The organism is Streptomyces sp. NPDC048584 (genome assembly GCF_043199595.1).
Classification (GTDB): Bacteria; Actinomycetota; Actinomycetes; order Streptomycetales; family Streptomycetaceae; genus Streptomyces; species Streptomyces edwardsiae.
The window spans coordinates 11862-25287 of the sequence record NZ_JBICWF010000006.1 but is presented as its reverse complement, the minus strand read 5'-3'; the positions used below and the strand labels follow the sequence as shown (position 1 = coordinate 25287).

The window sequence follows — 13426 nt, the reverse complement described above, 5'->3', positions numbered from 1 at the left end:
AGGCTACCGCTACCGGCCCCTCAGACGTCGTACGAGGATGCTGGCGTCGCCCCGGCTCTCCAGGTCGGCGAGGACCACCGCGACGGCCTCGCGGACGATCCGGCCGCGGTCCACCGCCAGCCCGTGCTCGCCGCGCAGCACCAGGCGCGCGTGCTCGAGGTCCATCAGCTCCTCGGCGGACACGTACACGGTGATCTTCTCGTCGTGCCGCTCCCGGCCGCTCGGCCGGCGCGACGCCGCCCGTCCCCGCTTCCCGCGCTGAGCCGCCGCACCGTCCTGCGCCGCCGGCGGACGCCGCCCGGAGCCCGCGGCGTCGCGGCTGCGGGACTCCCCGGCCCCGTCCGGGTCCGCGTCCGCCGCGACGTGCTCCGCGCCCCCGCCGTCGCCGCCCTGTGCGGGCACCGACTGCGGCGCGTCCTCGGCGGCGGCCGCCGCGTCGCCCTCCCCCGCGGGTGCGGGGACACGGGCGTCGCCGTTGGCCTGGCGCCGGGGGGTCGACGCCTGGAGCGCCATCCCCCCTGTCGTACGGAAGAGTTCGTCGGCCCCCGGCAGACTCACTCGGCGTGACACCGGGCGAGCACCTCCCTGGCGAGCTGGCGGTAGGCGGCGGCACCGACGGAGTTGGACGCGTACGTGGTGATCGGCTCACCGGCGACCGTGGTCTCCGGGAAGCGGACCGTACGCCCGATGACCGTGTGGTAGACGTGGTCGTCGAACGCCTCGACGACACGCGCGAGCACCTCACGGCTGTGCACCGTGCGCGAGTCGTACATCGTGGCGAGGATCCCGTCGAGCTCCAGGTCGGGGTTGAGCCGCTCCTGGACCTTCTCGATCGTCTCGGTCAGCAGCGCCACACCGCGCAGGGCGAAGAACTCGCACTCCAGCGGCACGATCACCTTGTGCGCGGCGGTCAGCGCGTTGACCGTGAGCAGGCCGAGCGAGGGCTGGCAGTCGATCACGATGTAGTCGTAGTCGTCCATCAGCGGCTTCAGCGCACGCTGCAGCGTGGACTCGCGCGCGACCTCGCTCACCAGCTGCACCTCGGCCGCCGACAGGTCGATGTTGCTGGGCAGCAGGTCCATGTTGGGGACCGCGGTCTTCAGCAGCACCTCGTCGGCCGCCATGCCCCGCTCCATGAGCAGGTTGTAGACGGTGAGGTCGAGTTCCATCGGGTTGACGCCGAGACCGACCGACAGCGCGCCCTGCGGGTCGAAGTCGACGAGCAGCACCCGGCGTCCGTACTCCGCGAGCGCGGCACCCAGGTTGATGGTCGACGTGGTCTTGCCGACGCCGCCCTTCTGGTTGCACATCGCGATGATCTTCGCGGGGCCGTGATCGGTCAGCGGGCCCGGGATCGGGAAGTACGGCAGCGGGCGCCCGGTCGGGCCGATGCGCTCACGGCGCTGCCGTGCCGCGTCGGGCGCGAGCGTGGCCGCGTACTCGGGATCGGGCTCGTACTCGGCGTCGGGGTCGTAGAAATGCCCCTCGGGCAGTTCGTCGTAGTCGGCGAAATGGTTGTGGGGCGCGCCACTTCCGTCGCCGGCCATGGCGTTCACGTGATGGCCATCCATGCTCTGGTGTGCTGGGTGAGTCACCCCTGCTGTCTGGTGACCCCGGTGGGCTGCGAAGGTGCGCACCGCGACGGAGCCGACAGCAGCGAATCCCGCGGACCCCTGGCCCGGTGCGGGCATTCCTGGCTGACCACCCCCGGGAGTAAATGTCGACTCATTCACAAGTCGTCTTACCTCCTTGGTGACCAGGAAACTTCTAGACAGGTCAGCGTGGCACCATGCCGACGTTCGGCGACTCTATGGCGTGTCGGCCGTCCGCAGCAACACAATCCGCCGGACCCGGCCCGATGTGTCGGCAATGAAACATCCCTCTGTCAAGGGCGTACGGCCGTCGCACGGCAGGCTCCACGGGTGCGCGAATCGGTGGAAGGGTTACGTTCTGGGCGAGTTGTCCGGCAATCAGGAAGTGACCATACACACATCCGGCCGGACCTTGCGGCAAGGTCCGGCCGGATGCGTGGGGTTGACGGCCCGTGTTGACGTATCGCCTTTGGCGACGGGCGACTTGGTCGACTTACCGTCCTGGCGGCTCAGCCGAGCAGTGTGGACAGCTCGACGTGCTCCAGTCCGTGTGCCTCGGCGACCTGCCGGTAAACCACCTTGCCCTCGTGCGTGTTGAGGCCCTTGGCGAGCGCGGGGTCGCGGCGCAGCGCCTCCGCCCACCCTCGGTCGGCGAGTTCCACGATGTACGGCAGCGTGGCGTTGGTCAGCGCGTAGGTGGAGGTGTTGGGCACCGCGCCGGGCATGTTGGCGACGCAGTAGAAGACCGACTCGTGGACCTTGAAGGTCGGCTCGGCGTGCGTGGTCGGGTGGGAGTCCTCGAAGCAGCCGCCCTGGTCGATCGCGATGTCGACAAGGACACTTCCGCCCTTCATCCGCGAGACCAGCTCGTTGCTGACCAGCTTCGGGGCCTTGGCGCCGGGGACGAGGACCGCGCCGATCACGAGGTCGGCCTCCAGGCAGGCCTTCTCCAGCTCGAAGGTGTTGGAGACGACGGTCTGGATCTTCGTGCCGAAGATCCGGTCCGCCTCGCGGAGCTTGTTGACGTCCTTGTCGAGCAGCGTCACGTGGAAGCCCATACCGATGGCGATCTGCGCGGCGTTCCAGCCGGAGACGCCGCCGCCGATGACGACGGCCTTGCCGGCCAGCACACCGGGGACACCGCCCGGCAGCACACCGCGGCCGCCGTTGGCGCGCAGCAGGTGGTAGGCGCCGACCTGGGTGGACAGCCGGCCCGCGACCTCGGACATCGGCGCGAGCAGCGGCAGCGCGCGGCTGGGCAGCTCGACCGTCTCGTAGGCGATCGCGGTGGTGCCGGACTCCAGGAGGGCGTCGGTGCACTCCTTGGACGCGGCCAGGTGCAGGTAGGTGAAGAGGGTCTGGTCCTTGCGCAGGCGGTGGTACTCCTCCGCGACGGGCTCCTTGACCTTTAGCAGCAGATCGGCGGCGGCCCAGACCTCGTCGGCGGTGTCCAGGATCTGTCCGCCGGCGGCGATGTACTCGCCGTCCGGGATCGAGGAGCCGACGCCGGCGCCGCGCTCGATGACGACCTGGTGGCCGTGGCGCACCAGCTCGTGCACTCCGGCGGGGGTGATGGCCACCCGGAACTCGTTGTTCTTGACTTCGCGGGGGATGCCGACCTTCACGACGATCACGGTCCTTGGCTCAGAGGGTATGGGGATATCACTGCACATACCCGGGCACGCACGGGCACACCGGGAGAGACCGCAGGAGATGGTGCGGCAGAGCCAGTCTAATGAAGGTGTTCTTTCTGTCTAGCCTTCCATTGCATCAATCTTCAGCGGATGTGCTGCGGATTTCGCAGGTGTTAGCACCAGGTTCCCGTGCGGATTCCTCGTCCTGGTCCTCCTCGGCCAGCATCCGCTCCGCCGTGTCGCGGTGCAGCGCGGCCGACGCGGGGTCGCCACCGCGCTCGAAGGAGTCGGCGAGCCGCAGGTGCAGCGCGGCCTGCAGCCGGGTGTCCTCGGCCCGGCGCGCCCACTCCACGGCCTCCCGGCAGGTGCGCAGCGACTCGTCGGGCCGGCCCGCGTACTCCTGCACCCGGGCCAGTTCGCTGAGCGCCCGCGCGTGTGCGGCGACGTCCCCGTATCTGCGGTGTCCGGCGACGGCCGCGCGCCAGTCGCGCAGCGCCTCGCCGTAGCGGCCCGCGTAGGTGTGTGCGGCACCGATACGGCCGTAGAGCCGGGCGGCCTCCTCGCTTTCGCCCCGGGCCAGCCGCTCGGCCAGGGCGCGGCCGAACCAGTCGGCGGCCCGGTCGTAGTCCCCGAGCTCCAGATGGGCGCCGCCCACGGATTCCATCGCGCGGCCGGTGGCGTACGGGTCGTTCGCCTCGCGTCCGGCGTCCAGCGCGGCCCGGTAGCGGGCCAGGGCGTCGCCGGTGCGGCCGGTACGGGCGTCGAGGTCGCCGAGGTTCAGCAGGGCCGCCGCCCGCTCGCGGGGCAGGTTCCGGCGCTCGGCGACGTCGAGGACCAGGCCGTGGACGTCGTACAGGTCGCTCGCGGCGGCCTGGGTGCCGAAGTGCGCGACCATGGCCCGCACCAGCTGGGACATCAGGCGCCGGGCAAGGGTGTCCAGCTCCCCGTCGGCGACGGCGAGCCGCGCGGAGGCCAGCAGGGCGGGCCGGCGCAGGCGCAGCCAGTCGGCGGCGGCGCGGGGGCTGGGGAAGCGCAGGGAGCGCGGCATCTCGAGGAGTTTCTCGCGTGCCTTGGCGCTGTCGGTCTCGGTGATGGCCCGGCACGACTGGAGCAGCCGTACGGTCCGCTCGAGCATCCGGGCGCGGGCCAGCTGCAGCTCGGCGGGCCGCTCGTGCTCCTCGGCGAGGGCGGCGAGCAGGGGGTGCAGGCAGCAGGGCACCTCGTACTGCGACGGCGCCGAGCCGGCCGGGTGCAGCAGCCCGTGGGCGACGAAGCCGTCCAGGGTGGCGCGGGCGGACTCCACCGAGCAGCCGGCGAGGGCGGCGGCGGTGTGCGGGTCGACCAGACCGGCCGGGGCGAGGCTCAGGAGCCGCAGGGTGCGGGCGGCGGACGCGGGCAGCGAGGCGTGCACGAGCCTCAGGACCCTGCTGACGACGGTGCCCCGGCCGGGGTCCGTGTGGAGCTGCTTGGCGAGGTCAGCGACGGCGGCCTGGGGCCGGGCGGCGAGCCAGCCTCCGGCGAGCACCAGGGCGGCGGGCTGGCCCTGACACTGCTCGGCGAGCCGCTCGGCGGCCCGGGGGTCGACGGTGACGCGCACCGATCCGGCGAACCGGGACAGCACCTCCACCGCGGACTTGGTGTCGAGTCCGCCGAGGGTGCAGGGGCGGACGTCGGCGATGCCGGTCAGCGGCCCGGAGGAGACGGCGACGGCCAGGCAGTCCGGGTTGTCCGGCAGCAGCGCGTCGACCTGCTCGGCGTCGGCCGCGTCGTCCAGCAGGAGCAGGACCCGGCGGCCGGTCAGCGCGGTGCGCAGCGCCTCGCAGAGTTCGTCCTCGCCGGCCCCGGCCGGGGCCGGCGTCTCCAGCGCGTCGAGCAGCTCCCGCGCGGCACGCCCGACGGGTACGCGTGTGCCGTCGGGTTCGCTCAGCCGTACGCGCAGCACCCCGTCGGGGTAGTGGCCGGCGACCTGGTGCACGAGTGCGCCGGCGAGGGAGGTCCGGCCGGAGCCGGGCCGGCCGGCGATGAGGAGCACCCGCGCGCGGGGCGCCTTGCGGCCGGAGAGGGTGTCCAGTCCCGCGCGCTCGATATCGGCGCGCAACTCCTTCAACTCCCTCTTACGGCCCAGGAATCGACCCTCGTCGGGGGCGTCCCGAAGGAGCCGTACACCGCCCGGGTCCACCGCCTGATCCGTCACGGGCCTCACTCCCGTCCCACCGCGCGCACAGAGCCCGCCGGGACTCCGGACCGGGCGTTTTCCCGAGCCTAGTTCACGCTCTGCGACGTTCCGTGAGGAGCGCGGCACCGGGACGGGACTCCCCCCGATCGGATCAACGGATCGTAGGACCGTCAGCCCGCCCTATCAGCCCCTCTGGGGGAGTTTGCGGAGCGGGGGTCCGAGGGCAGCGCCCCCGGGGGACGATGGGGGCACCTCCCGCTCGAGCGAAGCCGAGAGTGGGGGAGGGAAGGGGCGGCGGGGGCGACCAAGGACACCCCCGCCGGCCTCACGCCTCGAAGGGCCGCGCCGGCCACGGCGAAAGCGCCGGACGCAGCGCGTCCAAGCCGTCACCCGACCGCGCGGCGACCAGCGAGAGCACACCCACCACCAGACAGTTGTTGTGCAGCTCACCGGCCAGCACACCGCGCGCCAGCTCCTCGACGGAGACCCGGCCCAGCTCCATGTCCGCCTCCTCGTCCTCCACCTCGAAGCGGTCGCCCTCGGCCTCGGACAGCCCCCGGGCGAGGAAGATCCGTACGGCCTCGTCGCAGCCGCCGGGCGTGGTGTACACGTCGGTCAGCACCCGCCAGTCCTCCGCCTTGACGTGCGCCTCCTCGTACAGCTCACGCTGGGCGGCGTGCAGCGGGTTCTCGCCGGGGACGTCGAGCAGGCCGGCCGGGATCTCCCACAGCTTCTGGCGCACGGGGTGGCGGTACTGACGCAGCACCAGCACCCGGTCGGCGTCGTCGAGCGCCAGGACGGCCACGGAGCCGGGGTGCACCTGGTAGTCGCGGCGGACCACGGTCCCGCCCGGCATCACCACGTCGTCGGTGCGCACGGAGGTCTTGTTGCCGGTGAACGGGGTCTCGGTCCCGCGGATCTCCCACTCCTCCGGGGTGTCCTTGATCGTCATGGCTGTCCTTCCCGGCGTACCGCCAAGGTGCGCGTGCCGTGCGTGAACGTGTACAGAAAAATGGCCGGGGTGCGCACCTTTTGAAGGTTCGCACCCCGGCAACCGTACAACCGGGTGTGTTACTTCGAGATCTTCCGCTCGACCGATGCCTTCACCAGGCCGGCGAAGAGCGGGTGCGGACGGGTCGGACGCGAGCGCAGCTCCGGGTGCGCCTGGGTCGCGACCAGGTACGGGTGGACCTCGCGCGGGTACTCGACGTACTCGACGAGCTTGCCGTCCGGCGAGGTGCCGGAGAAGACGATGCCCGCCTTCTTCTCCAGCTCCGCCCGGTAGGCGTTGTTCACCTCGTAGCGGTGCCGGTGCCGCTCCTCCACGTACTCCTTGCCGTCGTACACCTCGCGCACGATGGAGCCCTCGGCCAGCTTGGCCGGGTACATGCCGAGCCGCATCGTGCCGCCCATGTCGCCCTCACCGGCGACGATGTCCAGCTGCTCGGCCATGGTGGAGATCACCGGGTGCGCGGTACCCGGGTCGAACTCGGTGGAGTTCGCGTCCGAGATGCCGGCGAGGCTGCGCGCGGCCTCGACCACGATGCACTGCAGCCCCAGGCACAGGCCGAGGAGCGGGATGCGGTTCTCCCGGGCGTACTTGATCGCGCCGACCTTGCCGAGCACCCCGCGGTCGCCGAAGCCGCCCGGGATGCAGATCCCGTCGACGTCGCCGAGCTGCGCCTGGGCGTCGGCCGGGGTCTTGCAGTCGTCGGAGGTGACCCACTTGATCTTCACTCGGGCCTTGTTGGCGAAACCGCCGGCGCGCAGCGCCTCAATGACCGAGAGATAGGCGTCGGGCAGGTCGATGTACTTGCCGACCAGGGCGAGGGTGATCTCGTGGTCGGGGTTGTGGACGCGGTCGAGCAGGTCGTCCCAGGTCGTCCAGTCCACGTCCCGGAACGGCAGGTCCAGCTTGCGGACCACATAGGCGTCCAGGCCCTCGCCGTGCACGGTCTTCGGGATGTCGTAGATCGAGCGGGCGTCGGGACAGGCGACGACGGCGGCCTCGTCGACGTCGCACATCAGGGAGATCTTCCGCTTGATCGCGGTGGGGACCTCGCGGTCGCAGCGCAGCACGATCGCGTCCGGCTGGATACCGATGTTGCGCAGGGCGGCGACGGAGTGCTGGGTGGGCTTGGTCTTCAGCTCGCCCGAGGGGCCGATGTACGGCAGGAGCGAGATGTGCACCACGAACACGTTGTCCCGGCCGACCTCGTGCCGGACCTGGCGGACGGTCTCGAGGAACGGCAGCGACTCGATGTCGCCGACCGTGCCGCCGACCTCCGTGATCACCACGTCGACCTCGTCGGTCGCCATACGGCGGATACGGTGCTTGATCTCGTTGGTGATGTGCGGGATGACCTGGACGGTGTCGCCCAGGTACTCGCCGCGCCGCTCCTTGGCGATCACCGTCGAGTACACCTGACCCGTGGTGACGTTGGCGGAGCCGTCGAGGTCACGGTCGAGGAAGCGCTCGTAGTGACCGATGTCCAGGTCGGTCTCGGCGCCGTCGTTGGTGACGAACACCTCACCGTGCTGGAAGGGGTTCATCGTCCCCGGGTCGACGTTGAGGTAGGGGTCGAGCTTCTGCATCACGACACGCAGACCCCGGGCCTTGAGCAGCATGCCCAGGCTGGAGGCGGTGAGCCCCTTGCCGAGCGAGGAGGCGACACCCCCGGTGACGAAGATGTGCTTGGTCGTCGTAGATTTCGGCGGCATGGCCAAGAGGGGGCTCCCGTGGTCGCGGCTTGTGGGTGCGGTTCCGGGGTTTTCTCGCCCACCGGTCCACGGGCTACCAGCGTAACAGCGCCGCGGCGCTGTGGCGTCCGGCCACGCTCCGCGCACGCGCCGCCACGGGCGAGCACCGGGCACGGGACCGTCACCCCTTGGTCACCCGTTCGGCTCAACCGGGATGGCGGGAGCGGCACACAGATCAACTTCGTGCGTCGTATCCTGCTCGGACGCTTGCTGCCGAGCCCGGCCGGCCGAACGGCACCACCCCAGCCCGTGACTTCCGGAACAACGTGAGCTCGTCAGTTCGTTGAGCATAGATTGGCGTTTTGTATTCAAGGCTGAGCCAGTGCTTTGCATGCAAGGCTGAGCGACTGCTTTGCTTCACAGCTCAACGACGCATTTCAAACCCCTTGACCGCACTAGCGACAACCCCCTTGAGGGGTGACGTGGCCGTTCGACTGGAGTTGCACGTGGCCGGGCGCATCGAAGACTACGCACTCATCGGAGACATGCAGACCGCCGCGCTGGTCTGCCGGGACGGCACCGTGGACTGGTTGTGCCTGCCCCGTTTCGACTCCCATGCCATCTTCGCCGGCCTGCTGGGCACCGAGGAGCACGGCTTCTGGCGGCTGGGTCCCGCGCACGCGAAGGACACCGAGCCGCCCGCGGCGACCCGGCGTGCCTACCGCGGCGACTCGCTGATCCTGGAGTCGGAGTGGGACACCCCGCGCGGCACGGTCCGGGTGACGGACTTCATGCCCCCGCGTGACGGCGCCCCGCAGCTGATCCGCATCGTGGAGGGCGTCTCCGGCCGGGTGCCGATGCGCTCGTCGCTGCGCATGCGCTTCTCCTACGGCCGTATCGTCCCGTGGGTGCACCGCCATGAGGGCCGCACGGTCGCCGTCGCGGGCCCGGACTCCGTGTGGTTCGACACCCCCGCGCAGACCTACGGCGAGGACCTGACGACCTACGCGGACTTCACCGTCGCGCCGGGCGACCGGATCGCGTTCACCATCTCCTGGGAGCCCTCGCACAAGCAGCCGCCCGCGCTGCCGGAGCCCGAGCAGTCGCTGGAGGCGACCGAGGACTTCTGGCGCGAGTGGGTGGAGCACTGCACGTACCACGGCCCCTACCGCGAAGCCGTGGTCCGCTCGCTGATCACGCTGAAGGCGCTGACGTACGCCCCGACCGGCGGCATCGTCGCCGCGCCCACCACCTCCCTGCCCGAGGACATCGGCGGCGTCCGCAACTGGGACTACCGCTACACCTGGCTGCGGGACGCGGCCATCACCCTGTCCTCGCTGCTGCGCACCGGCTACCGCGAGGAGGCCCGCGCCTGGCGCGAGTGGCTGCTCCGCGCGGTGGCGGGCGACCCCGAGAACCTGCAGATCATGTACGGCATCGCCGGTGAGCGCGAGCTCGGCGAGGCCGAGCTGGACTGGCTGCCGGGCTACGAGAACTCGGCCCCGGTCCGGGTGGGCAACGGCGCGGCGCACCAGCTCCAGCTGGATGTGTACGGCGAGGTCACCGAGGCCCTGCACCTGGCCCATATGACGGGCCTGGCCCGGAACGACTACGCCTCGCTGCTCCAGCTGAAGCTGATCCAGTACCTGGAGCAGCACTGGCAGGAGCCGGACGAGGGCATCTGGGAGGTGCGCGGCCCGCGCCGGCACTTCGTGCACTCCAAGGTGATGGCATGGGTGGCCGTCGACCGCACCATCAAGCTGATCGAGTCCGGCGACGCCGACGGCCCGGTGGAGCGGTGGAAGCAGCTGCGCGACGACATCCACCGGGACGTGTGCGAGAAGGGCTACGACAAGGAGCGCAACACGTTCACCCAGTCCTACGGCTCGAAGGAGCTGGACGCCTCCCTGCTGCTGATCCCGCAGATGGGCTTCCTGCCGCCGGACGACAAGCGGGTGATCGGCACCATCGAGGCGATCCAGCGCGAGCTGTCCACGTCGGACGGGTTCATCCTGCGCTACCCGACGGAGGGGCGGCACGAGGGCGTCGACGGTCTGCCGGGCGACGAGGGCGCGTTCCTGGCCTGCTCGTTCTGGATGGCGGACGATCTCGCGATGATCGGCCGGGTGGACGAGGCGCGCAGGCTCTTCGAGAAGCTGCTCTCCCTGCGCAACGACCTCGGTCTGCTGGCGGAGGAGTGGGACCCGCGCCTGCAGCGCCAGGTGGGCAACTTCCCCCAGGCCTTCAGCCACGTCCCGCTCATCGACACGGCCCTACGCCTGACAGCGAGCGGCGCCTACGGGGGCTGACGCGACATCCGCGGGCAGTCGTGCCTCCCCGGTGCCCAGAGGGCCTGGGGAGGCAGCGTGATCACCCCCGCCCCACCCCGAGGTACCGTCCGCTGTATGAACACCGGCGCACCCCCTCCCACGGGTATCACCGTGCAGCGTGCCCTGGAGCTCCCGGGCCTGCGCGGCGGCCTTCCCGAGGTCCTCGCCGGCGCGGACCGGCTGAACCGCACGGTGCGCTGGGTGCACGCCGGTGAGGTGCCCAACATCGCCTCGCTGCTCAAGGGCGGCGAGCTCCTGCTCACCACCGGGTACGGCCTCGGTACCCGCCCGGCCGACCAGCGCGCGTTCGTACGCACACTGGCCGAGCGCGGCATCGCCGCCCTGGTGGTGGAGCTGGGCGCACGGTTCACCCGGCTGCCCGCCGCCCTCGTCGACGCGGCCCGCACGGCCGGCCTGCCGCTGGTCCAGCTGCACCGCGAGGTGCCGTTCGTGACGGTCACCGAGGAGATCCACACCGAGATCGTCAACGGGCACTACGCGCTGCTGCGGCGCGCGGAGGAGGTGCACCGCCGGTGCACCGAGGCGCTGCTCGGCGGCGGCGGGGTCCCCAGGGTGCTGGAGATCCTCGCCGATTTCACCGGCAACCCGGTGTTCCTGGAGACGACCGACGGCCGGCTGCTGTACGCGGCCGGTGACGGCCCCGAGGGCGCGGACCCGCTCCAGGTGTGGGAGGGGCTGCGCGACCGGCGTCAGGAGGATCCGCCGGCCGGTTCGGCGCTGGTGGACGTGCCCGGCGGCGGTCCGGGCAGCGGTGGCGTACGGGCGCGGCTGGTGCTGCTGCCGGTGCGGAATCCGCCGGAGCCGGTGCACCGTATGGCGGCCGAGCGCGCGGCGGGACTGCTCGCGGTGGTGCTGATGCAGGCACGTCAGGAGGAGGAGCTCGCGGCGCGGGGGCGCGGGGACTTCCTCACGGACCTGGCCGAGGGCCGGATCGGCGCCGCGGACGCGCCCGCGCAGGCGCGCGTGCTGGGCTTCGGACCGGGGTCCGGTCCGCTGCTGCCGGTGGTGATGCGGCTCGGTGACGCGCTGTCCCCGCAGGGCGGCGGATGGGCGGTGCTGGCCCGCGCGGTGGGCGAGGAACTGGCCGCGCTGGGGGTGCCCGTCCTGCTGGGCGTGCGTCCGGTGGAGGGCCGGGTGCCGCTGCTGCTGGGGCTCCGCGCGGAGGCCGAACGGCCGGCGGTCGCGGACCGGGTGGCGGCGGCACTGCGGGCGGGCGTGGAACGCGCGGGCATGCTGCGTCCGGGAGGCCGGGCCCCCGTCGTGGTGGTCGGTCCCGCCGGTGACTGGGCGGCGGCGTCCACCGGGCTGCGGCACGCGGCGGAGACGGCGACGGCGGCACAGGGGCTACCGGACCGGCCCTGGTACGACGCCCGCCGGCTGGACATCGACCTGCTGCTGTGGCGGCTGCGCGACCACCCGGATCTGGCGGCCTTCGTGGACCGCGCGATCGGCCCGGTGCTGGACCACGACGGCCGTTCCAAAGCTCCGCTGCTGCCCACCCTGGAGACCTATCTGGCGCACGCGGGACGCAAGGCGGAGACGGCCCGCGAACTGCATCTGAACCGGCAGACGCTGTACAACAGGCTGGCCCGCATCGGCGAGTTGCTCGCCATGGACCTCGACGACCCGCACACCGTGCTGGCGTTGAGCCTGGCGCTACGCGCCCGGCGGCATGTGCCGTGACCGCGCCGGCCGGTGTCAGATCATCGGCCGGGGCCGTGTCAGCTCGTCGTAGACGCTGAGCACTTGGGTGACCGTCTCGTCCTCGGTGGGCCAGGTGGCCGCCTGCCGCGCGCCCCGCTCCTTGAGCGACTCCCGCCGGCCGGGATCCTCCAGCAGCCGTACGACGGCGTCGGCGAGTGCCCGCGCGTTGCCGTACGGGACGAGTTCGGCGGCGTCGCCGACGAGCTCGGGGATGCCGCCCGCGGCGGTCGCGACGAGCGGCACACGTGCGTGGAGGGCCTCCTGGGCGAGCGCCGAGCGTGCCTCCCATCTGCCGGGCAGCAGCGCGATGTCGGCGGCGGCCAGCAGTTCGCCGATGTCCTCGCGCGGTCCGAGGAGCCGGACCGGCAGCTCCTCGAGGTCGATCCTGCGCCGGAGCTCGTCGCGCAGCGGCCCCTCCCCGGCGAGCACCACCAGCGGCAGCGGGTCGAGGCGCTGCCACGCGTGGGCGGCGTCCAGCAGGACGTCGTAGCCGCGGTGGCGTTCGAGGGAGCCGACGGCGATGAGCAACGGGCGTCCGATGGCGCCGAGTTCGGCCCGGATCTTGGGCCGCAGCAGATCGGGGTCGTCCGTCACCGGGGCGGTGCGGGGGCCGGGGAGGGAGACGGCGGCGAGCCGCGCGTCCCGGGCTCCGGTGCGGCGCGCCCGGTCGACGAGGGCGGAGGTCGTGCCGAGCACCACGGTGGCCGCCCTGACGACCCGCCGCTCCAGCACGCGCAGGAAGTGGCCGCGCGGGCCGTCGGCGTGTGCCCGGTCGTGCCAGGTGACCACGAGGGGTGTACGTCGTCCGCTCAGGGCCATCGCCGTACGGAAGGAGGCGTGCAGTCCGTGCGCGTGGACCAGGTCGGCGCCGCTGCAGGCGGCCCGCAGCGCGGCCACCGAGCCCGGGTCGCTGCTGCGCGGCACCGGCACATGGTCGGCGCCGACACCACTGAAGTCGTAGGTGTGATCGGCCTCGGCGGGGGCGCACACCGTGACCCGCACGCCCCTCGCGACGAGCCCCGCGGCCAGCGAGCGCACATGGGCGCTGCTGGCGGCGTTGCCACCGCCCAGCACCTGCACGGTGCGCAGCGGTGAGTGGCTGCTCACGGGGGTCACGCGGCCGGGCTCCTGGTTGGGTTCGTGCGGTCACGAAGAACGTACCGGAGGATCGGGCCCGTTCCTTCCTGTACTCCGTCAAGGATGCCAGGCCGTACGGCCGTTCCGGGAACGCCGAGGTCACGCGCGCGGGTCCGCCCAGGACACCATGTC

At 71.9% G+C, this 13426-nt stretch carries 9 protein-coding genes; 2 read left to right on the top strand and 7 right to left on the bottom strand.

Annotated elements, in window-relative coordinates:
* Window positions 1-9: 9 nt before the first annotated feature.
* From ACGFR9_RS15000 to ACGFR9_RS14975, 6 genes are all read right to left on the bottom strand, one after another.
* Window positions 10-570, bottom strand: coding sequence for a hypothetical protein (locus ACGFR9_RS15000; protein ID WP_393207606.1), 561 nt, complete (start codon window positions 568-570; stop codon window positions 10-12).
* Window positions 555-1691 carry a ParA family protein gene (locus ACGFR9_RS14995; RefSeq protein WP_393207603.1) on the bottom strand — a complete coding sequence of 379 codons (1137 nt, stop codon included), beginning with the start codon at window positions 1689-1691 and terminating at the stop codon, window positions 555-557. Before ACGFR9_RS14995 ends, ACGFR9_RS15000 begins: the two co-directional genes overlap by 16 nt.
* A 410-nt stretch (window positions 1692-2101) precedes the next feature.
* Window positions 2102-3217, bottom strand: a complete 1116-nt coding sequence (ald, locus tag ACGFR9_RS14990) for an alanine dehydrogenase (protein ID WP_393208530.1) — start codon at window positions 3215-3217, stop codon at window positions 2102-2104.
* A gap of 145 nt (window positions 3218-3362) precedes the next feature.
* Window positions 3363-5420: a tetratricopeptide repeat protein gene (locus ACGFR9_RS14985; RefSeq protein ID WP_393207600.1), complete on the bottom strand. Its 2058-nt coding sequence runs from the start codon at window positions 5418-5420 to the stop codon at window positions 3363-3365.
* Window positions 5421-5727: 307 nt separating this feature from the next.
* On the bottom strand, window positions 5728-6354 hold the full coding sequence (locus ACGFR9_RS14980; RefSeq protein WP_030227353.1) for an NUDIX hydrolase: 627 nt from the start codon (window positions 6352-6354) through the stop codon (window positions 5728-5730).
* 119 nt (window positions 6355-6473) lie between these two features.
* The gene (locus ACGFR9_RS14975) at window positions 6474-8123 is read right to left on the bottom strand and encodes a CTP synthase (protein ID WP_393207597.1); all 1650 of its coding nucleotides are present in this window, start codon (window positions 8121-8123) and stop codon (window positions 6474-6476) included.
* Window positions 8124-8608: 485 nt separating this feature from the next.
* Between ACGFR9_RS14975 and ACGFR9_RS14970 the strand changes: the two genes are divergently transcribed.
* Window positions 8609-10411 (top strand): glycoside hydrolase family 15 protein, encoded by a 1803-nt coding sequence (locus ACGFR9_RS14970; protein ID WP_393208527.1) that lies wholly within the window; start codon window positions 8609-8611, stop codon window positions 10409-10411.
* A 96-nt stretch (window positions 10412-10507) separates the two neighbouring features.
* On the top strand, window positions 10508-12136 hold the full coding sequence (locus tag ACGFR9_RS14965; RefSeq protein WP_393207594.1) for a PucR family transcriptional regulator: 1629 nt from the start codon (window positions 10508-10510) through the stop codon (window positions 12134-12136).
* 15 nt (window positions 12137-12151) lie between these two features.
* Here the strand turns inward: ACGFR9_RS14965 and ACGFR9_RS14960 are convergent, their stop codons facing one another.
* Window positions 12152-13273: a glycosyltransferase family 4 protein gene (locus tag ACGFR9_RS14960; RefSeq protein WP_393207591.1), complete on the bottom strand. Its 1122-nt coding sequence runs from the start codon at window positions 13271-13273 to the stop codon at window positions 12152-12154.
* Window positions 13274-13426 lie beyond the last annotated feature (153 nt).

Bases quoted from the DNA above. Each gene is read 5' to 3' on its own strand.
- ACGFR9_RS14995 (WP_393207603.1), bottom strand. From the start codon at position 1,691: ATGCCCGCACCGGGCCAGGGGTCCGCGGGATTCGCTGCTGTCGGCTCC.
- ACGFR9_RS14975 (WP_393207597.1), bottom strand. From the start codon at position 8,123: ATGCCGCCGAAATCTACGACGACCAAGCACATCTTCGTCACCGGGGGT.
- ACGFR9_RS14980 (WP_030227353.1), bottom strand. From the start codon at position 6,354: ATGACGATCAAGGACACCCCGGAGGAGTGGGAGATCCGCGGGACCGAG.
- ACGFR9_RS14965 (WP_393207594.1), top strand. From the start codon at position 10,508: ATGAACACCGGCGCACCCCCTCCCACGGGTATCACCGTGCAGCGTGCC.